This window comes from Flavobacterium sp. LS1R10, assembly GCF_003968825.1.
Classification (GTDB): Bacteria; Bacteroidota; Bacteroidia; order Flavobacteriales; family Flavobacteriaceae; genus Flavobacterium.
The window spans coordinates 26,229-46,304 of the sequence record NZ_RYDH01000008.1 but is presented as its reverse complement, the minus strand read 5'-3'; the positions used below and the strand labels follow the sequence as shown (position 1 = coordinate 46,304).

The following is a 20,076-nucleotide window of genomic DNA, read 5'->3' as shown; positions in this document are numbered from 1 at the left end:
AGACTTTTAAAGACCTAAATAAAGGACTCCCTATTCCTTCATTTATGCTATCGAAACGGCAATCAATTATTTTCTTCTTTTTCCCAGCGCTTACTAATTATGAAACCTCTTTACTCGCGCATCTGCTGTTCCGTTCAAACAATCTAAAAGATAAAACTTTACCCTTTTTACTTCAAAAACAAAAATCCAGCTTTAAAAACCTCATTATAAGGATCCTTATTTAAAAAGTTCTCAACACTACAACGTTATCGCTACAAATTAAAAGCACTGCTTTACGAGTCCTTTGATAATTTTTATAAATTAGCTAAAAATGATATTTATTTAAAAAATAAACTTAAAAAATATATTATCACTATTATTTAATGCTTTTTGTTTTGATTTAAATAAAATTATGATTTAAATCGCAATCTATTCTTTCATAATGAATCTTATAGACTTAATACGCATCCTAATCGATTTTAATTAAAATGTCCCAAATTTATTAACTACCTTAATTTATCGTTTTATGAAAAAACCAAATTTCAAAATTTATTTATTGACCGCTTTACTTGCTGGCTTGTACTCTTGTAATTCAAATGATGATCTGGCAGACAATCCAACTGAAACGGCAACACAATTCAAAGTGGTTAATGTCACTAATCACGACGGACGGCCATTCAGCACTGGAGCATCAACTAATATACCAACTGGAAGATATGTTGCAAATCCCGGAGGTGGTGTAATGATACAAGCTTTCTACTGGGATGTACCTGCCGGTGGAAACTGGTGGAATACTGTAAATACAAAAATAACAGATTGGTCAAATGCCGGCATTAGCTCTATCTGGCTTCCTCCGGTATCAAAAGCTCAAAACGGGCCGTTTTCTATGGGCTACGATCCTACTGACTATTTTGATTTTGGGAATTTCAATCAAAATGGTACGGTAGAAACCAGATTTGGTTCCCGTGCTGAATTAGAAAGCCTGATTACAAAAGTACATTCTGAAAACATGCAGGTTTATGCGGATATGGTACTAAATCACAACAGTGGCGGACAATTAGAAAACAACCCTTTTACAGGAACACAAACCTACACAAACTTTACCGGTGTTGCTTCTGGAAAATTTCCAAGAACCAGTGCTGATTTCTATAAAAATGCGTATGGTAATAATGACGAAGGTTCCTTTGGGGGATTTCCGGATTTAGCCCATGTAGTACCAAATGTACAAGACTGGCTTTGGAAAAGAACAGACGGAGTAGGGAAATACTATAAAAACACAATGAAATTTGATGGATGGAGATTTGATTACGTAAAAGGTTTTGCTCCGTGGGTCATAAAAGATTGGAATGCAAACGTTGGTGGTTTCTCCGTTGGTGAATTATGGGATTCTAACGTAAACATACTGAATGATTGGGCGAATAATGCCAACAGTTCCGTTTTTGATTTTGCGTGCTATTATAAAATGAACGATGCTTTCGACGGAAACAACCTAAATATTTTGAATGACGACATGATGTGGAAAAGAAACCCGCACAAAGCGGTTACTTTTGTCACCAACCATGACACTGATGAAATTTGGAAAAAAGAGCTAGCGTATGCCTACATCTTAACGCATGAAGGATACCCAACTATTTTTTACCGAGATTACGAAGAATGGCTTAATAAAACGAAAATGAATAACTTAATTTGGATTCATAACAATAAAGCTACTGGCAACACCTCTATTTTATATACTGATACTGATGAATACATCGCCCGTAGAAACGGATATAACGGCAATCCCGGATTAGTGGTTTACATCAATAATTCATCCACTTGGCAAGAACGATGGATTCAGACCAACTGGACTAATGCTCAAATCAAAGATTTTACAGGTAATTCAACTTGGCAGCCGACTACTCAAGCAGACAAATGGGTCAAAATACAGTGTCCCCCAAATGGATATTCCATCTGGTCGACAAACATGTAACCCAAACTATTTTAAAGGCTGTCTATTTTGACAGCCTTTTTTATACCTAATAGCGTCATAAGCTATCTAATAAAATTTAAAAAAATCGACTGAAATCCATTTTCAAAACCCACATCATTAATTAAGAGGATACATTTTTTTAATTGGCATTTATAAATAGTACTTTTGCACACTATTGATATAAATATGGGCTTTTTAGAAGAAATACAACGCAGAAGAACTTTTGGGATTATCTCACATCCTGATGCCGGAAAAACAACACTTACAGAAAAACTCCTCCTTTTTGGTGGTGCGATTCAAGAGGCAGGTGCTGTAAAAAACAATAAAATCAAAAAAGGCGCTACCAGTGACTTTATGGAAATTGAACGCCAGAGAGGAATTTCGGTTTCTACTTCGGTTTTGGCTTTCAATTATAAAGACAAAAAGATAAACATTCTCGATACGCCAGGTCACAAGGATTTTGCGGAGGACACTTTTAGAACCTTAACAGCTGTTGACAGCGTTATTGTTGTAATTGATGTTGCCAAAGGTGTTGAAGAACAAACAGAGAAATTAGTGGCCGTTTGTAGAATGCGAAAAATTCCAATTATCGTATTCATCAATAAATTAGACCGAGAAGGAAAAGACGCTTTTGACTTGATGGATGAAGTGGAACAAAAGCTAGGTTTAACAGTTACGCCATTAAGTTTCCCAATAGGAATGGGCTATGATTTTCAAGGAATCTACAACCTTTGGGAACAAAACATCAACTTATTTAGCGGTGACAGCCGTAAAAATATTGAAGAAACAATTGCTTTTTCCGATGTTAAAAATCCGGAATTAGAGAAAATTATCGGTCAAAAACCAGCTGACAGCTTGCGGGAAGAACTAGAGTTGATTGATGAAGTTTATCCTAAATTTGATCGTCAGGATTATTTAGACGGAAAACTACAACCTGTATTTTTTGGTTCGGCATTGAATAATTTTGGAGTTAGAGAATTATTGGACTGTTTTGTTCAAATTGCCCCATCACCAAGACCAAAAGATTCGGAAACCCGATTAGTAGATCCCAAAGAGGAAAAAATGACAGGATTTGTGTTTAAAATCCATGCCAATATGGATCCAAAACACAGAGATCGTCTGGCCTTTATAAAAATAGTATCCGGAACTTTCGAAAGAAACAAACCGTATTACCACGTGCGTCAGAAGAAAAACTTAAAATTTTCGAGTCCAAATGCTTTTTTTGCCGAAAAGAAAGAAATTGTAGATATTTCCTATCCAGGTGATATTGTTGGCTTACACGATACAGGAAATTTCAAAATTGGAGATACATTGACCGAAGGAGAAATTATGAGTTTCAAAGGAATACCGAGTTTCTCCCCGGAACATTTCCGATATATTAATAATGCTGATCCTATGAAAGCCAAACAACTGGACAAAGGAATCGATCAGTTAATGGATGAAGGTGTGGCGCAGTTATTTACTTTGGAAATGAACAACAGAAAAATCATTGGAACGGTTGGAGCCCTACAATACGAGGTGATCCAATACCGTTTAGAACACGAATATGGAGCAAAATGTACCTATGAAAATTTCCCCGTACACAAAGCATGTTGGGTAAAACCAAACGATCCAAAAAGCGAAGAGTTCAAAGAATTCAGAAGAATCAAACAAAAATTCTTGGCACATGATAAATACGGACAATTAGTATTTCTGGCTGATTCTGATTTCACAATTCAAATGACACAAAATAAATATCCAAATGTTAAGTTATTCTTTACTTCTGAATTTGAGTAATTCTTAATATAAAGTAAACCTGCCTAATGGAATTAAATGGTGGTCTTGAATAGCACAGACATAAAAAATAAAGGCATAAAAAAACGCTAATTTTAGAAATTAGCGTTTTTTTTATGTTTTAAAATCGCATTATACTCAAGCAATCATGTTTTCTAAATTTACCGCTTTTTTCAAGAAAGCCTTGATTAGCAGCCTATTTGGAGCAGCTCCTGATGTGATTATTTGTTTTTTAGCGTTTATTCCTTCTATAGAAATTGTGCTATTAGGATCTTGTTTTGAACCCATAAACCACAATATAAAATGCATACTGTTAGAATTTGAAGCAGAAACTGTTGAAACATTCGCTTGTTTTGTAGTTGTACCAACTGCTACTGTATTCACATCAACTAAATTTTTCTCAGTTTGTGCAAAAACAGAAATATTTGTTACTAGAATAAAAACAAGCAAAAAGAAACGATTACTTCCTGCATTTTTAGTTGTTTTTAAAGATAAATAGTTCATATCCCTTACAATTTTACAATAGACAGAATGTGTTTTTTCTATCTCGAACACGAAAGTATATCATTTATAAATGAGTCGGAAATATTTTCGATGAAGTGCCATTATACCCGTTCAAAGTACAAATAGGTTCTGTAAAACACAGATTTGATGGTTGGATATACTAATTTATTCATAAAACCTACATACAAAAACAGCTAATTAACACCACGAATCAGAAATGAAATCAATAATTCTAGACTGAGAAAATAGCCTTAAATAAAAAAGGCTCCATTTCTGGAGCCTTTAAAGATATTATGCTTGTCCCGCAGGACCAAAATTAAGCGGAATCGGGGCTTGTTCAGTATCTTTTATTTCGCCATGAGCGACTTCAAAACGATGAATGTTTTCTCCGATTGCTTTCAACAATCTTTTAGCATGCTGTGGTGTCAAGACAATTCTTGCTTTTACCTTAGCCTTAGGTATGCCGGGCATGATGCTTACAAAATCTAAAACAAATTCAGAAGACGAATGATTGATTATAGCCAAATTGGAATAAATTCCTTCGGCAATTTTCTCATCCAACTCAATGTTGATTTGTTCTTGTTGTTGATTTGAATTACTCATACTTAATAAATATATTCTTCTTTATTAGCCATCATATCGTTGTAATCTTCTTTTGAACCTACAATTGTATTGTCATATTCTCTCATACCCGTTCCGGCAGGGATTCTATGTCCAACAATTACATTTTCTTTCAATCCTTCTAAGTAATCGATTTTACCTGCAACAGCAGCTTCGTTCAATACTTTAGTCGTTTCTTGGAAAGAAGCCGCTGATATAAATGATTTGGTTTGAAGAGAGGCTCTTGTAATACCTTGTAAGACTGGTGTTGCAGTTGCAGTAACGACATCACGAGCCACAACAAGATTTTTATCGGTACGTTTCAAAAGAGAATTTTCATCGCGCAACTCACGAGGCGTAATAATTTGTCCTTCTTTCAAAGCGCCAGAATCGCCAGCATCTTCCACGACTTTCATACCATATAATTTATCATTTTGAAAGATAAAGTCTTTTGTATGAATTAATTGATCTTCTAAGAACAACGTGTCACCTGGATCTTGCACTCTTACCTTACGCATCATCTGACGTATTACTACTTCAAAGTGCTTGTCGTTAATTTTTACCCCTTGCAAACGGTATACTTCTTGAATTTCGTTAACCAAATACTGTTGAACAGCTGCTGGCCCTTGGATTCTTAAAATATCATCCGGAGTAATAGCACCATCTGACAACGGTACACCTGCTCTTACAAAGTCATTTTCCTGAACTAGAATTTGGCTTGATAATTTAACCAAGTATTTTCTAATGTCACCAAATTTAGATTCAATAACAACCTCACGGTTTCCTCTTTTGATTTTTCCAAAAGAAACAACACCATCAATTTCAGAAACAACTGCTGGGTTTGAAGGATTACGAGCTTCTAACAACTCAGTAATTCTAGGCAAACCTCCTGTAATATCTCCTGATTTAGAAGAACGACGCGGAATTTTCACCAACACTTTACCGGCTTTAATTTTTTCACCATTTTCAACCATCAAGTGGGCTCCAACAGGTAAGTTATACGAACGAATCAATTCATTGTCTTTACCGTAAACCAATAAAGTAGGAATTAATTTTTTAGCTCTGGATTCAGAAATTACCTTTTCTTGGAAACCAGTTTGCTCATCAATTTCAACCATGAATGATTGACCTTGCTCTAATTCTTCATAAGCAATCTTACCGGTAAACTCAGATACGATAACCCCATTATAAGGATCCCATTTACAGATCACATCTCCTTTAACAACAGACTGGCCGTCTTTAACGAAAATACTTGAACCGTAAGGAATATTATTTGTACTTAATAAAATACCAGTTCTTTCATCGATTAATTTCAATTCAGAAGAACGAGATACTACAATATCCACTGCATTACCGTCATTATCTTCGCCTTTAACAGTTTTTAAATCTTCAATTTCCAGTTTACCGTTAAATTTAGTAACGATACTAGACTCTTCAGAAATACCACCCGCAACCCCACCAACGTGGAAAGTACGTAATGTTAACTGTGTTCCAGGTTCTCCAATAGATTGTGCTGCAATTACACCAACTGCCTCACCTCTTTGTGTCATTTTTCCGGTAGCAAGATTTCTACCGTAACATTTGGCACAAATACCTTTTAGCGCTTCACAAGTTAACGGAGAACGCACTTCTACTTTCTCGATAGGAGAAGCATCAATTGCTTTCATGATAACCTCTGTGATTTGCTCCCCAGAATGAACTAAAATCTCACTGGTCAAAGGGTTGATTAAGTCTTGTAAAGCGACACGCCCTAAAATTCTTTCTCCAAGTGATTCTACAATTTCTTCGTTTTTCTTCAATGCCGAAACTTCAACACCTCTTAATGTACCACAGTCTTCGATGTTTACAATAACATCTTGGGATACATCATGCAATCTTCTTGTTAAATATCCTGCATCGGCTGTTTTCAAAGCCGTATCCGCAAGACCTTTACGCGCACCGTGAGTAGAAATAAAATACTCAAGGATAGAAAGACCTTCTTTAAAGTTAGAAAGAATAGGGTTTTCAATAATTTCACCACCACCAGCAGTAGATTTTTTTGGCTTAGCCATCAAACCACGCATACCAGTTAACTGACGAATTTGTTCTTTGGAACCCCTTGCTCCAGAATCAAGCATCATATACACCGAGTTGAAACCTTGTTGGTCTTCTCTAATGTTTTTCATTGCTAACTCTGTAAGTTGAGCATTCGCAGAAGTCCATACATCAATAACTTGGTTGTACCGTTCGTTATTAGTAATCAAACCCATATTATAATTAGCAGAAATACCTTGAACTTGTTCTCTGGCATCTGCAATTAATTTAGGTTTTTGATCCGGAATTCTAATATCCCCAAGAGAGAATGACAAACCACCTTTGAAGGCAAATTTGTATCCCATGTCTTTCATATTATCTAAGAAGACCGCAGTTGTAGGTACATCGGTAGCGCTTAAAACGTGTCCGATAATATCTCTAAGGTTTTTCTTAGTCAATACATCATTGATATATCCTGCAGCTTCTGGTACTACTTCATTAAATAATACACGGCCTGCAGTAGTTTTAATAATTTGGAAAACTAATTCTCCTGCTTCATTAAAATGTTTTGCTCTAATTTTCACTGAAGCATTCAATTCTAATCTGCCTTCATTCAAAGCAATATTTACTTCTTCCGCAGAATAAAAAGTGATCCCTTCACCTAAAATTTTAAGCTCAGGAGTAGATAAACGTTCTTTGGTCATATAATACAGACCCAAAACCATATCCTGAGAAGGTACCGTAATTGGAGCACCATTTGCAGGATTCAAGATATTGTGAGAACCCAACATTAATAGTTGCGCTTCCAAAATAGCTTCAGGTCCTAATGGCAAGTGAACTGCCATTTGATCCCCATCAAAATCCGCATTAAATGCAGTACATACTAAAGGGTGCAATTGGATTGCTTTTCCTTCAATTAATTTTGGTTGGAATGCTTGGATACCTAAACGGTGCAAAGTAGGAGCACGATTCAGTAATATTGGGTGCCCTTTGATCACATTTTCAAGGATATCCCAAACTACAGGCTCTTTCTTATCTATTATTTTTTTAGCTGATTTAACCGTTTTTACAATTCCTCTTTCTATCAATTTACGGATAACGAAAGGTTTGTATAATTCAGCTGCCATATCTTTAGGGATACCACATTCAGACAATTTCAATTCTGGTCCAACAACAATTACCGAACGAGCAGAATAATCCACACGTTTACCTAGTAAGTTTTGACGGAAACGACCTTGTTTTCCTTTTAGGGAATCCGAAAGTGATTTCAATGGACGGTTTGATTCTGTTTTTACTGCAGATGCTTTACGCGTATTGTCAAAAAGTGAATCTACCGATTCCTGCAACATACGTTTCTCGTTTCTTAAAATAACTTCTGGAGCTTTAATCTCCATTAATCTTTTCAAACGGTTGTTACGTATAATTACACGACGGTATAAATCATTCAAATCTGAAGTTGCAAAACGACCTCCATCAAGTGGCACAAGCGGACGTAATTCTGGTGGAATAACGGGTACCACTTTCATAATCATCCATTCTGGACGGTTCTCACGGTTCAAGTTAGACTCACGGAAAGATTCCACAACTTGTAATCTTTTTAATGCTTCCGTTTTACGTTGTTTAGACGTTTCATTGTTAGCATTGTGTCTTAATTGGTAAGACAATTGATCTAAATCAATTCTTGCCAATAAGTCCATAATACATTCTGCTCCCATTTTGGCAACAAATTTATTAGGATCAAAATCATCAAGATATTGGTTGTCAGCAGGAAGCGTATCTAAAATATTTAAATATTCTTCTTCTGTCAAAAAGTCTAATCTTTGTACTGATTCACCTTCTGCATTTTTAGCGATACCTGCTTGGATTACTACGTATCTTTCGTAGTAAATAATCATATCTAATTTCTTAGATGGAAGTCCAAGGATATAACCAATTTTGTTTGGAAGAGAACGGAAATACCAGATATGAGCAATAGGCACAACAAGATTGATGTGACCTACTCTGTCTCTACGTACTTTTTTCTCCGTTACTTCTACACCACAACGGTCACAGATGATTCCTTTGTAGCGAATTCTTTTATACTTACCACAAGCACATTCAAAATCTTTTACTGGTCCAAAAATACGTTCACAGAAAAGACCATCACGCTCCGGTTTGTGCGTTCTATAATTGATAGTTTCAGGTTTCAATACTTCACCTCTTGATTCTTTCAAAATCGATTCAGGAGAAGCAAGTCCTATGGAGATTTTATTAAACCTTTTTACAGGGTTTTTATCTTTATTGTTATTATTTCTATTATTCATCATAGTTTTTACTATTGATTTATTTGCAATTAAAAAATTAATTTTATTTCAGTCTTAAAGTCAAATGTCATAAAGTTTTTAAAGCCACGGATGACTTTAGACTTTAGACTTTCAAACTTTAGACTTAAACATTACCTCGAATTACTTCTCTAAACTTCAAATAAAAATTTTGAAGTGCTATTTATAAAACCAATTGGGTTTAAATAAAAAATCGGAACGGGTTACGGGTATAAATCCTAAAAACTCTTTTAAAAAAGTGTTCAGTATTCAGAATTTAGCGTTCAGTTTATCACTGATTACTAAATACTGAACACTGAATACTAAACTTCTATTCTTCTAGACGAATGTCAAGTCCAAGACCTTTCAATTCATGCATCAATACATTGAATGATTCCGGTAATCCTGGTTCTGGCATAGATTCACCTTTTACGATTGCTTCATACGTTTTTGCTCTACCGATAACATCATCAGACTTCACAGTCAAGATTTCTCTAAGTGTACTTGATGCTCCATAAGCCTCAAGTGCCCAAACTTCCATCTCTCCAAAACGCTGTCCTCCAAATTGAGCTTTACCTCCAAGTGGTTGTTGCGTAATCAATGAGTACGGACCTATAGAACGTGCGTGCATTTTATCGTCAACCATGTGTCCAAGTTTCAACATGTAGATAACTCCTACTGTTGCAGCTTGATGGAAACGTTCTCCTGTACCACCATCATATAAATATGTATGTCCAAAACGTGGTATTCCAGCTTCATCAGTCAATTCATTGATTTGATCAAGGGTTGCTCCGTCAAAAATTGGTGTAGCAAATTTTCTACCCAAGTTTTGTCCCGCCCAACCAAGAACTGTTTCATAAATTTGACCAATGTTCATACGTGAAGGTACACCAAGTGGGTTCAACACTATATCAACAGGCGTTCCGTCTTCAAGGAAAGGCATATCTTCATGACGAACGATACGAGCAACAATACCTTTGTTACCGTGACGTCCCGCCATTTTATCCCCAACTTTCAACTTACGTTTTTTGGCAATATATACTTTCGCTAATTTCAAGATTCCTGCTGGCAATTCATCTCCAACAGTAATAGTAAATTTCTCTCTACGTAAAGCACCTTGTAAATCGTTCAACTTAATTTTATAGTTATGAATTAAATCATTCACCATTTTATTAGTTGCATCATCAGCAACCCATTGACCTTTACTTAAGTGAGCAAAATCTTCAACAGCATAAAGCATTTTTTGAGTGTATTTTTTACCTTTTGGTAAAACTTCTTCACCCAAATCATTCATTACCCCTTGAGATGTTTTTCCGTTTACGATCAAGAAAAGTTTTTCCACTAATTTGTCTTTTAATTCAACAAATTTAACTTCAAACTCCATTTCAAGTGCTCCTAAAGCATCTTTATCTTGCGTACGTTTACGTTTATCTTTTACTGCTCTTGCAAACAGTTTTTTGTCTAAAACAACACCATGTAAAGAAGGAGAGGCTTTTAATGAAGCATCTTTTACATCCCCTGCTTTGTCCCCAAAGATTGCACGAAGCAATTTCTCTTCCGGAGTAGGATCTGATTCTCCTTTTGGAGTAATTTTTCCGATAAGAATGTCACCAGGTTTAACCTCGGCTCCAATTCTGATCATACCATTTTCATCTAAATCTTTAGTAGCTTCTTCAGAAACGTTCGGTATATCGTTCGTCAATTCTTCGTTACCTAATTTAGTATCTCTAACTTCTAATGAATAATCATCCACGTGAATAGAGGTAAAAATATCGTCACGAACTACTTTTTCAGAAATTACAATCGCATCCTCAAAGTTGTACCCTTTCCATGGCATAAACGCTACTTTTAGGTTACGACCTAAAGCAAGTTCTCCATTTTGAGTGGCATAACCTTCTGACAATACTTGACCAAGAACAACTCTGTCGCCTCTTCTTACGATAGGTTTCAAGTTGATACTAGTACCTTGATTGGTTTTTCTAAATTTAATTAGATTGTATGTTTTCTCATCTGACTCAAAACTCACCATTCTTTCTTCTTCAGAACGATCGTATTTGATTGTGATAATATTAGCATCCACATATTCAACAGTTCCATCTCCTTCAGCGTTAATTAAAACTCTGGAATCCGAAGCAACCTGACGCTCTAAACCAGTTCCAACAATAGGAGCTTCAGGACGAATTAATGGTACGGCCTGACGCATCATGTTAGATCCCATCAAGGCTCTATTCGCATCATCATGTTCTAAGAAAGGAATCAAAGAGGCTGAAATAGAAGCAATTTGATTTGGAGCAACATCCGTATAATCCACTTTTGAAGGCTCAATTACTGGAAAATCACCTTCCTGACGGGCAATTACATTTTCAGCGATAATCTTACCTACTGCATCCATTTCTATGTTTGCCTGAGCAATCATCATTCCTTCTTCTTCTTCTGCACTCAAGTAAACAGGAGTAGACACTAGATCTACGACTCCGTTAGTTACTTTACGGTATGGAGTCTCAATGAAACCCATTCCGTTTACTTTAGCATAAACACCAAGAGAAGATATCAAACCAATGTTTGGTCCCTCAGGAGTTTCAATTGGACATAAACGTCCATAATGCGTATAGTGAACATCACGTACCTCAAATCCGGCTCTTTCTCTCGAAAGTCCACCTGGTCCAAGTGCAGATAATCTTCTTTTGTGCGTAATCTCGGCTAATGGATTCGTTTGATCCATAAACTGAGACAACTGGTTTGTACCAAAGAAAGAGTTGATAACAGAGGATAATGTTTTAGCATTAATCAAATCTATCGGTGTAAACACCTCGTTATCCCTAACGTTCATTCGCTCTCTAATGGTTCTGGCCATACGCGCCAAACCAACACCAAACTGTTGTGACATTTGTTCTCCAACTGTTCGTACACGACGGTTTGATAAGTGATCAATATCATCAATCTCTGCTTTAGAGTTAATTAATTCAATCAAATATTTAACAATCGTTATGATATCTTCTTTGGTCAAGACTTGCTTTTCCATTGGAGTATCCAACCCTAATTTTTTATTTATTCTATAACGACCTACTTCACCTAAGTTGTACCGTTGATCAGAAAAGAATAATTTATCGATAATACCACGAGCCGTTTCTTCATCAGGCGGTTCAGCATTACGCAATTGTCTATAGATATGCTCAACAGCCTCTTTTTCAGAGTTTGTTGGATCTTTTTGCAACGTGTTATGAATAATCGCATAATCTCCTTGATTAGCATCTTCTTTGTGCAGCAAAATAGATTTAACGTTAGAATCAATGATTTCTTCCACATTATCTTTGTCGATAATAGTGTCTCTATCAAGAATTATTTCGTTACGTTCAATAGAAACTACTTCACCAGTATCCTCATCTACAAAATCTTCATGCCATGTATTCAATACACGAGCAGCTAATTTTCTGCCGATATATTTTTTAAGTCCTGTTTTAGAAACTTTAATTTCCTCAGCAAGATCGAAAATCTCCAGGATATCCTTATCTCTTTCGAATCCAATTGCACGGAATAAAGTCGTTACAGGTAATTTTTTCTTTCTGTCAATATAAGCATACATTACGCTGTTTATATCTGTAGAAAATTCTATCCAAGAACCCTTAAAAGGAATTACTCTGGCAGAGTACAATTTTGTTCCATTTGCATGAAATGACTGCCCGAAGAAAACACCAGGAGAACGGTGTAATTGAGAAACAACTACACGCTCAGCACCATTAATAACAAAAGTACCGCTTGGCGTCATATATGGAATTGTCCCAAGATAAACATCCTGAACAATAGTCTCAAAATCTTCATGTTCTGGATCTGTACAATATAGTTTTAACCTAGCTTTTAGGGGTACACTATGCGTAAGACCTCTTTCTATACATTCTTGAATTGTGTAACGTGGCGGATCTACAAAATAATCAAGGAATTCTAATACAAAGTTATTTCTTGTATCAGTAATTGGGAAGTTTTCCATGAAGGTATTGTAAAGCCCTTCGTCGCCTCTTTCGTCAGATTTAGTTTCTAATTGAAAAAAATCCTTAAACGATTTAACCTGAACATCTAGAAAATCTGGATAATCAGGAATATTTTTTGTAGAGGCAAAATTCAATCTTTCAGTTTGATTTGTTATCATCAATGGACAAAATTTTGATTAGAAAAGTAATTTTTTTGTATAAATAGTAATTTATTTATACCTTTTTTTTTAAACCATTACATCTTTAAAAACCAATTTAAGATAACTACTTTCTTATTATCTGTTAATTTTTTTTCCTCGTAATGGATAAAATGAATCTATTTTAAAAGACTAGTATGTACTAATACAACGTAGCCTTTTGTTATACGAAAAATGGTTTAGGTCTTTGGATGACTCCAAGACCTAAACCTTATTTTCAAAACTAGAGTGAACTATTTAAGTTCAACCTCAGCTCCAGCTTCTTCCAAAGATTTTTTAAGCGCTTCTGCTTCATCTTTAGTCACACCCTCTTTAACATTGCTTGGTGCGCTGTCTACTACATCTTTAGCTTCTTTCAAACCTAAACCAGTAAGTTCTTTAACTAATTTTACAACTGCTAATTTAGAAGCACCTGCTGCTTTCAAAACCACTGTAAATTCTGTTTGAACATCTTCAGCAGCAGCTTCGCCACCACCTGAAACTACTACAGCTGCAGCAGCTGGTTCGATTCCGTACTCATCTTTTAATATTGTTGCTAATTCGTTAACTTCTTTTACCGTTAGGTTAACCAATTGTTCTGCGAATTGTTTCAAATCTGCCATTTTTTCTATCGTTTTAAAATGATTTGTAAAAAATATAATTTATTTATTGTGCGCGTTTTATGTAATAAAATTAGAGTAAAACTCTTCTTTCATTATGCCTCCACTTCCTCTGTTGCCTCTTCGCTTTTGGCAAATTGGTTTTGAAGAGCAGAAATAACTCTTTGTGCTGGTGACTGCAATAATCCAATAAGTTCGCCGATAAGCTCTTCTTTAGATTTAATAGTTGCTAATGCATCTAATTGATCGTCTCCAATATAAATTTCAGAGTTGATATAAGCTCCCTTTAATACCGGTTTAGCTGATTTTTTTCTGAAATCTTTTATTATCTTACCCGGAGCGTTTGCTATCTCAGAAATGAATATAGCACTATTACCAGTCAAAACTGAAGGTAAATCTCCATAATCATTAGCTGATGCTTCCATTGCTTTTGCAAGCAATGTATTTTTAACTACTTCTAATTTTATACCTGCTTTATAACAAGCTCTTCTTAAGTTCGTAGTTGCTTCTGCATTCATTCCAGAAATATCAGATACATAAATAATATTTGTACCAGCTAACTGTGCAGTTAAAACTTCAATCGCGATTGATTTTTCTTCTCTAGTCATACTAAAAATTTTTAACTACCAATTATACTGCCTTAGGATCCAATGCAATTGCAGGACTCATAGTGCTAGTTAGGTAAATACTTTTGATGTAAGTTCCTTTAGCCGCAGTTGGTTTAAGTTTGATTAATGTTTGAATAATTTCGTGAGCATTGTCAACAATTTGTTCAGCTCCAAAAGAGACTTTACCAATTCCTGCATGCACTATACCAGTTTTGTCAACTTTAAAGTCAATTTTACCAGCTTTTACCTCTTGAACAGCTTTTGCAACATCCATAGTTACAGTACCTGTTTTAGGGTTAGGCATTAAACCTCTAGGTCCTAAAATACGACCTAATGGACCTAATTTACCCATAACAGAAGGCATTGTGATAATTACATCAACATCTGTCCAACCGTCTTTTATCTTTTGTAAATAGTCATCAAGACCTACATAGTCAGCACCAGCTGCCAAAGCTTCCGCTTCTTTGTCCGGAGTAACCAATGCTAATACTTTAACATCTTTACCAGTACCATGAGGCAATGTTACTACACCTCTTACCATTTGATTCGCTTTTCTTGGATCTACACCCAAACGAACTGCGATATCAATAGACTCATCAAATTTTGCAGAAGCAACAACTTTTATTAATGCCGCAGCATCTTTAAGAGAATATAATTTGTTCTTTTCAATTTTTGAAGCAGCCTCTTTTTGCTTTTTTGTCAATTTTGCCATGTCTTACCCTTGTTTTAGAGGAGAATCTCCAGTTACAGTTATACCCATAGATCTAGCCGTTCCTGCGATCATGCTCATAGCAGATTCGATAGTAAATGCATTCAAATCCACCATTTTATCTTCGGCGATTGTTCTAATTACGTCCCAAGTAACGTTAGCTACTTTTTTACGATTAGGTTCACCTGAACCAGATTTTAGCTTTGCAGCTTCCAATAATTGGACAGCAGCAGGTGGTGTTTTTACAACAAAATCAAAAGATTTGTCTTTATACACTGTAATTTGCACAGGGCAAACTTTGCCGGCTTTATCTTGAGTTCTTGCATTAAATTGCTTACAGAACTCCATGATATTAACACCAGCAGCACCTAAAGCAGGTCCAACCGGTGGCGATGGATTCGCAGCACCTCCCTTAACTTGTAGTTTAACTACTTTACTAATTTCTTTAGCCATTTTTTAAAAATTTAACACTACAATCTTTGGAAGCGATTGCAATGGATATTATAGATGTAACAAAATTATACTTTTTCAACTTGCATAAAACTCAATTCTAATGGTGTTTTTCTTCCGAAAATTTTCACCATTACTTCCAGTTTACGCTTTTCTTCATTAATTTTCTCCACAGTTCCGTTAAAACCATTAAAAGGACCATCAACAACCTTAATCGTCTCACCAATATTGAAAGGAATAGAACGTGTATCGGTATTAACCGCTAATTCATCTACTTTACCTAACATTCGATTCACTTCGGAAATTCTCAAAGGAACAGGTTCCCCCCCTTTAATCTCTCCTAAAAAACCAATAACACTTGTTATTGATTTAATAATATGAGGTATTTCACCAATCAGATTAGCCTCTATCATGACGTATCCTGGAAAATAAACCTTATCTTTAATTATCTTTTTTCCCTCTTTTACAGTAACTACTTTTTCAGTAGGAACCAAAACCTGTGACACATAATCACCCATCCCAAGTCGTGCGATTTCGGTTTCGATATAAGCTTTCACTTTATTTTCTTGACCACTTACCGCCCTAACGACATACCACTTTTTAATATTATTATCTGCCATAACAAAAAAATTATGCTTTTATCCAGTTAAAAAAACCAGCCAAAGCTTTTGCGAAAATTTCATCTACTCCCCAAGTTGCCAAAGCGAATAATACTGAAAAAACAGCCACAACAATCGTTAGACGCTGAACCTCAGCCCAAACCGGCCAAGTTACATTTGACTTTAATTCCTCAAATGCCTCTGATATGTAATTAACAACTTTTGTCATTATGATTTATTTTTTTGCACGGGCGGAGGGATTCGAACCCCCATCAACGGTTTTGGAGACCGCTATTCTACCCTTGAACTACGCCCGTTCGTTAATAAAAGCCAGTAACAACTTTACGGAGTTACTGGCTTTATACTTTTTTATCCTATTTGGATTATGCTACAATTTCAGTTACCTGACCTGCACCTACAGTTCTACCACCCTCACGGATAGCAAAACGTAAACCAACACTTAATGCAATTGCACTAAGCAACACAACATCAATAGTTAAGTTATCCCCAGGCATAACCATTTCTACACCTGTAGGCAAAGTAATGATCCCTGTTACATCCGTTGTACGTACATAAAACTGTGGACGGTAGTTATTGTGAAATGGTGTGTGACGACCACCTTCTTCTTTTTTCAAGATATAAACCTCAGCTTTAAAAGTAGCATGTGGTTTAACTGAACCTGGCTTACAGATAACCATTCCTCTTTTGATGTCTTCTTTTTGAATACCTCTTAAAAGAATACCTACGTTGTCTCCAGCTTCACCTCTATCAAGGATTTTACGGAACATCTCAACTCCTGTAATAGTAGAAGTCAATTTTTCAGCTCCCATACCAATGATTTCAACTGGATCTCCTGTATTAGCAACACCTGTTTCGATACGACCTGTAGCAACAGTTCCACGACCAGTGATTGAGAACACATCTTCAACAGGCATCAAGAAAGGTTTTGCAACATCTCTTACCGGCTCTTCGATCCAAGAATCTACAGCTGCCATCAATTCAAGAATTTTTGGTACCCAAGCTGGATCATTATTCAATCCACCTAAAGCTGAACCCTGAACAACAGGACCATTATCTCCATCATATTCATAGAAAGATAACAAGTCTCTGATTTCCATCTCAACTAATTCAAGTAATTCCTCATCATCAACCATATCCACTTTATTCATGAATACAACCATTCTAGGAATACCTACCTGGCGACCTAAAAGGATATGCTCACGTGTTTGTGGCATTGGCCCATCAGTAGCAGCTACAACAAGAATAGCACCATCCATTTGAGCAGCACCTGTAACCATGTTCTTTACGTAATCCGCGTGACCTGGACAGTCAACGTGAGCGTAGTGACGATTAGCAGTTTCATACTCAACGTGAGATGTATTAATTGTAATACCTCTTTCTTTTTCTTCTGGAGCATTATCAATTTGATCAAATGATTTTGCTTGACAATACCCTGCATCAGACAATACTTTTGTAATTGCCGCAGTTAATGTCGTTTTTCCGTGATCCACATGCCCAATTGTTCCAATGTTTAAATGGGGCTTGTTACGGTTAAAATTTTCCTTTGCCATTTTACTTAATTTTAAATCTTGTTATATATTAATTTCTATTTCCTACTTACTTGAGCCAATGTCGGGAATTGAACCCGAGACCTCTTCCTTACCAAGGAAGCACTCTACCCCTGAGCTACACCGGCAGAGAATTAATTTTAAATGTTGCATTTTAAATTAATTTAAAACTTTCATCGTGGGGAGAGCAGGATTCGAACCTGCGAAGTTTACACAGCAGATTTACAGTCTGCCCTCGTTGGCCGCTTGAGTATCTCCCCTACTTTTTATATTGCCAGACCTTTACAGTCTTGAGCCGGCGGAGGGACTCGAACCCACGACCTGCTGATTACAAATCAGCTGCTCTAGCCAACTGAGCTACGCTGGCGAATCAATAAAAAAAGTCCGCTATTTCTAACGGACTGCAAATGTATAGATTTTATCTCTCAATCAAAACTTTTTTTAAAAAAAAATCATATTAAATATGCGAACTTATTTTTTCTTTCCTTTTTACCAATAATCGTTCTAAAGATTCAGCAGAAAGTTCTAAGGCTTCTTCAAAAGTTTTACATTGCTTTTTAACTAAAAAATCATCCCCAGGAACATTCATTTTTACCTCAGCAATTTTATTTTCTTTATCACTAGTCTTCTCCACTTTCAAAAAAACATCGGCGGATACCACCTTGTCATAATATTTTTCTAACTTGTCCATTCTTTCTTGAACAAAATCTACTAGCTTTTTGTCAACAGTAAAGTTAACTGCATGAACACTTACCTTCATAATCATTTTTTTTAGTTAAACATTTTACGAATCATTTACGTCCTCGAGGATGCGCCTCTTTATAAATATTTTTAATTTCTGACAAACTGCTATGGGTATAAATTTGAGTTGAAGCCAAACTAGAATGCCCTAACAATTCCTTTACTGAATTTAAATCCGCACCATTATTTAATAGATGTGTTGCAAAAGTATGCCGCAGGATATGTGGACTTTTTTTTACTTTCTCAGACACACCACTAAAGTAAGAATTTATTAGCCGATACACAAAAGAATCATTTAATTTTAATCCTTTTTTTGTGAGAAAAAAATAAGCATTATCAGCGACTATTGCCAACAAAGCTCTTTCCTTTAGGTACAAACAAAACTGAGCCGCCAGTACCGGTAAAACAGGAAGGATTCGTTCTTTACTTCGCTTGCCCAATACTTTAATTGTACTATTGGATAAGTCAATATTTGCTATTTGAAGCTGAATCAGCTCTGCGCGTCGCATTCCGGTAGTATACAACAAATCGATTATGAGTTTATTCCTCACTTCTTCAAATCCAATTGTATTTTGCATTTGATCTAAAACATTCAAAACTTCCTTTTCAGAAAAAGGAACCTGCAAAACCCTCGAAGCCTTCAATGCTTTATGCCCTGACAATGGACTAACCCGAATTTGCTTTGTTTTCAACAGGAATTTGTAAAATGCTTTTAAAGACGCTATTTTTCTATTAACAGAACCATTCGAGACCCCATCATCCACAAGTACCACAATCCAACTCCTGATTTGACTATACCCTGCCTGCTCTATGCCTTGCTCCTCAAAGTGAATTTTGTTGAATGATTCAAAAGAAGCAATATCCGCACAATATGCCGTTAGGGTATGAGGAGAATATTTTTTCTCCAACTGTAGATAATCCCGAAAAGCGTCTTTATTAGTAGTCATAAAAAAACCGTTAGCATCAAAGTTATACAATTTTGATGACTAACGGTATTTTATTTAATAGATATTGACTAACTCTCTAAGTTATCTCTCATATTTTGGATATAAGCCGCTTTTTGAATTTTGATTCTATTTGTAACTGAAGGCTTAATAAAAGCAGTACGTGCTCTTAGTTGACGAACAGTTCCTGTTTTATCAAATTTTCTTTTGTAGCGTTTTAATGCTCTATCGATATTTTCTCCGTCTTTAATTGGTATAATTAACATAATATAGACACCCCCTTTCTTTAAGTGTGCAAAAGTAAACATTATTTTGAATTGGAAGTCATTAATTGTGAATTTATTTGAGCATGCTTGCAAAATATCAATTCCGTTTCACGAATAGGCTATCATGTGCTGCCAGCTTTTCGCTATAATCTTATTCATTGCGAGGTATCGGGGTAAAATTCGCAGTACTATCCTTGACATAAAAAAAAGAGTCAATTTGTGTATTGACTCTTTTTTTTATAAAATACTTACTTTATTGAATCTAAAGCAT

16 protein-coding genes and 4 tRNA genes are annotated in these 20,076 nt (G+C 35.7%); 2 read left to right on the top strand and 18 right to left on the bottom strand.

Features of this window, described 5'->3' with window-relative positions:
- Positions 1-505 precede the first annotated feature (505 nt).
- Together EKL96_RS13130 and EKL96_RS13125 are read left to right on the top strand one after the other, a co-directional pair.
- A complete protein-coding gene (locus EKL96_RS13130) occupies positions 506-1,948 on the top strand; it encodes an alpha-amylase (RefSeq protein WP_126463132.1) in 1,443 nt (480 codons plus the stop codon).
- A gap of 186 nt (positions 1,949-2,134) precedes the next feature.
- Complete coding sequence (locus EKL96_RS13125; RefSeq protein WP_126463130.1) at positions 2,135-3,724, top strand: peptide chain release factor 3; 1,590 nt, start codon at positions 2,135-2,137, stop codon at positions 3,722-3,724.
- 135 nt (positions 3,725-3,859) lie between these two features.
- On the opposite strand, the gene EKL96_RS13120 is transcribed toward EKL96_RS13125, so the two are convergent.
- From EKL96_RS13120 to rpsU, 18 genes are all read right to left on the bottom strand, one after another.
- Positions 3,860-4,225 carry a hypothetical protein gene (locus tag EKL96_RS13120; RefSeq protein WP_126463128.1) on the bottom strand — a complete coding sequence of 122 codons (366 nt, stop codon included), beginning with the start codon at positions 4,223-4,225 and terminating at the stop codon, positions 3,860-3,862.
- Between the two features lie 291 nt (positions 4,226-4,516).
- Positions 4,517-4,828 (bottom strand): DUF3467 domain-containing protein, encoded by a 312-nt coding sequence (locus EKL96_RS13115; RefSeq protein ID WP_126455867.1) that lies wholly within the window; start codon positions 4,826-4,828, stop codon positions 4,517-4,519.
- A 2-nt stretch (positions 4,829-4,830) separates the two neighbouring features.
- A complete protein-coding gene (gene rpoC, locus EKL96_RS13110) occupies positions 4,831-9,144 on the bottom strand; it encodes a DNA-directed RNA polymerase subunit beta' (protein WP_126455868.1) in 4,314 nt (1,437 codons plus the stop codon).
- Between the two features lie 325 nt (positions 9,145-9,469).
- The gene (gene rpoB, locus EKL96_RS13105) at positions 9,470-13,282 is read right to left on the bottom strand and encodes a DNA-directed RNA polymerase subunit beta (RefSeq protein WP_126463126.1); all 3,813 of its coding nucleotides are present in this window, start codon (positions 13,280-13,282) and stop codon (positions 9,470-9,472) included.
- Positions 13,283-13,554: 272 nt separating this feature from the next.
- Positions 13,555-13,923, bottom strand: a complete 369-nt coding sequence (gene rplL, locus EKL96_RS13100) for a 50S ribosomal protein L7/L12 (RefSeq protein WP_126455872.1) — start codon at positions 13,921-13,923, stop codon at positions 13,555-13,557.
- A gap of 92 nt (positions 13,924-14,015) precedes the next feature.
- On the bottom strand, positions 14,016-14,528 hold the full coding sequence (rplJ, locus tag EKL96_RS13095; protein WP_126455874.1) for a 50S ribosomal protein L10: 513 nt from the start codon (positions 14,526-14,528) through the stop codon (positions 14,016-14,018).
- A 22-nt stretch (positions 14,529-14,550) separates the two neighbouring features.
- Entirely contained in the window at positions 14,551-15,240 is a 690-nt protein-coding gene (gene rplA, locus EKL96_RS13090; RefSeq protein WP_126455876.1) for a 50S ribosomal protein L1, read from the bottom strand.
- Between the two features lie 3 nt (positions 15,241-15,243).
- On the bottom strand, positions 15,244-15,690 hold the full coding sequence (gene rplK, locus EKL96_RS13085; RefSeq protein ID WP_126455877.1) for a 50S ribosomal protein L11: 447 nt from the start codon (positions 15,688-15,690) through the stop codon (positions 15,244-15,246).
- Between the two features lie 65 nt (positions 15,691-15,755).
- Positions 15,756-16,307 (bottom strand): transcription termination/antitermination protein NusG, encoded by a 552-nt coding sequence (gene nusG / locus EKL96_RS13080; RefSeq protein ID WP_126455879.1) that lies wholly within the window; start codon positions 16,305-16,307, stop codon positions 15,756-15,758.
- 10 nt (positions 16,308-16,317) lie between these two features.
- Positions 16,318-16,515, bottom strand: a complete 198-nt coding sequence (secE, locus tag EKL96_RS13075; protein WP_126455881.1) for a preprotein translocase subunit SecE — start codon at positions 16,513-16,515, stop codon at positions 16,318-16,320.
- A 17-nt stretch (positions 16,516-16,532) separates the two neighbouring features.
- Positions 16,533-16,603: transfer RNA gene (locus EKL96_RS13070), tRNA-Trp, on the bottom strand.
- A 66-nt stretch (positions 16,604-16,669) separates the two neighbouring features.
- The gene (gene tuf / locus EKL96_RS13065) at positions 16,670-17,857 is read right to left on the bottom strand and encodes an elongation factor Tu (protein WP_126455883.1); all 1,188 of its coding nucleotides are present in this window, start codon (positions 17,855-17,857) and stop codon (positions 16,670-16,672) included.
- 53 nt (positions 17,858-17,910) lie between these two features.
- Positions 17,911-17,982: transfer RNA gene (locus EKL96_RS13060), tRNA-Thr, on the bottom strand.
- A gap of 51 nt (positions 17,983-18,033) precedes the next feature.
- Positions 18,034-18,114: transfer RNA gene (locus tag EKL96_RS13055), tRNA-Tyr, on the bottom strand.
- Positions 18,115-18,147: 33 nt separating this feature from the next.
- Positions 18,148-18,221, bottom strand: a tRNA-Thr gene (locus tag EKL96_RS13050).
- A gap of 90 nt (positions 18,222-18,311) precedes the next feature.
- Entirely contained in the window at positions 18,312-18,614 is a 303-nt protein-coding gene (gene hpf, locus EKL96_RS13045) for a ribosome hibernation-promoting factor, HPF/YfiA family (RefSeq protein ID WP_126455885.1), read from the bottom strand.
- A gap of 31 nt (positions 18,615-18,645) precedes the next feature.
- A complete protein-coding gene (locus tag EKL96_RS13040) occupies positions 18,646-19,542 on the bottom strand; it encodes a tyrosine-type recombinase/integrase (RefSeq protein ID WP_126463124.1) in 897 nt (298 codons plus the stop codon).
- 68 nt (positions 19,543-19,610) lie between these two features.
- Entirely contained in the window at positions 19,611-19,805 is a 195-nt protein-coding gene (gene rpsU / locus EKL96_RS13035; RefSeq protein ID WP_035670421.1) for a 30S ribosomal protein S21, read from the bottom strand.
- Between the last annotated feature and the right edge of the window lie 271 nt (positions 19,806-20,076).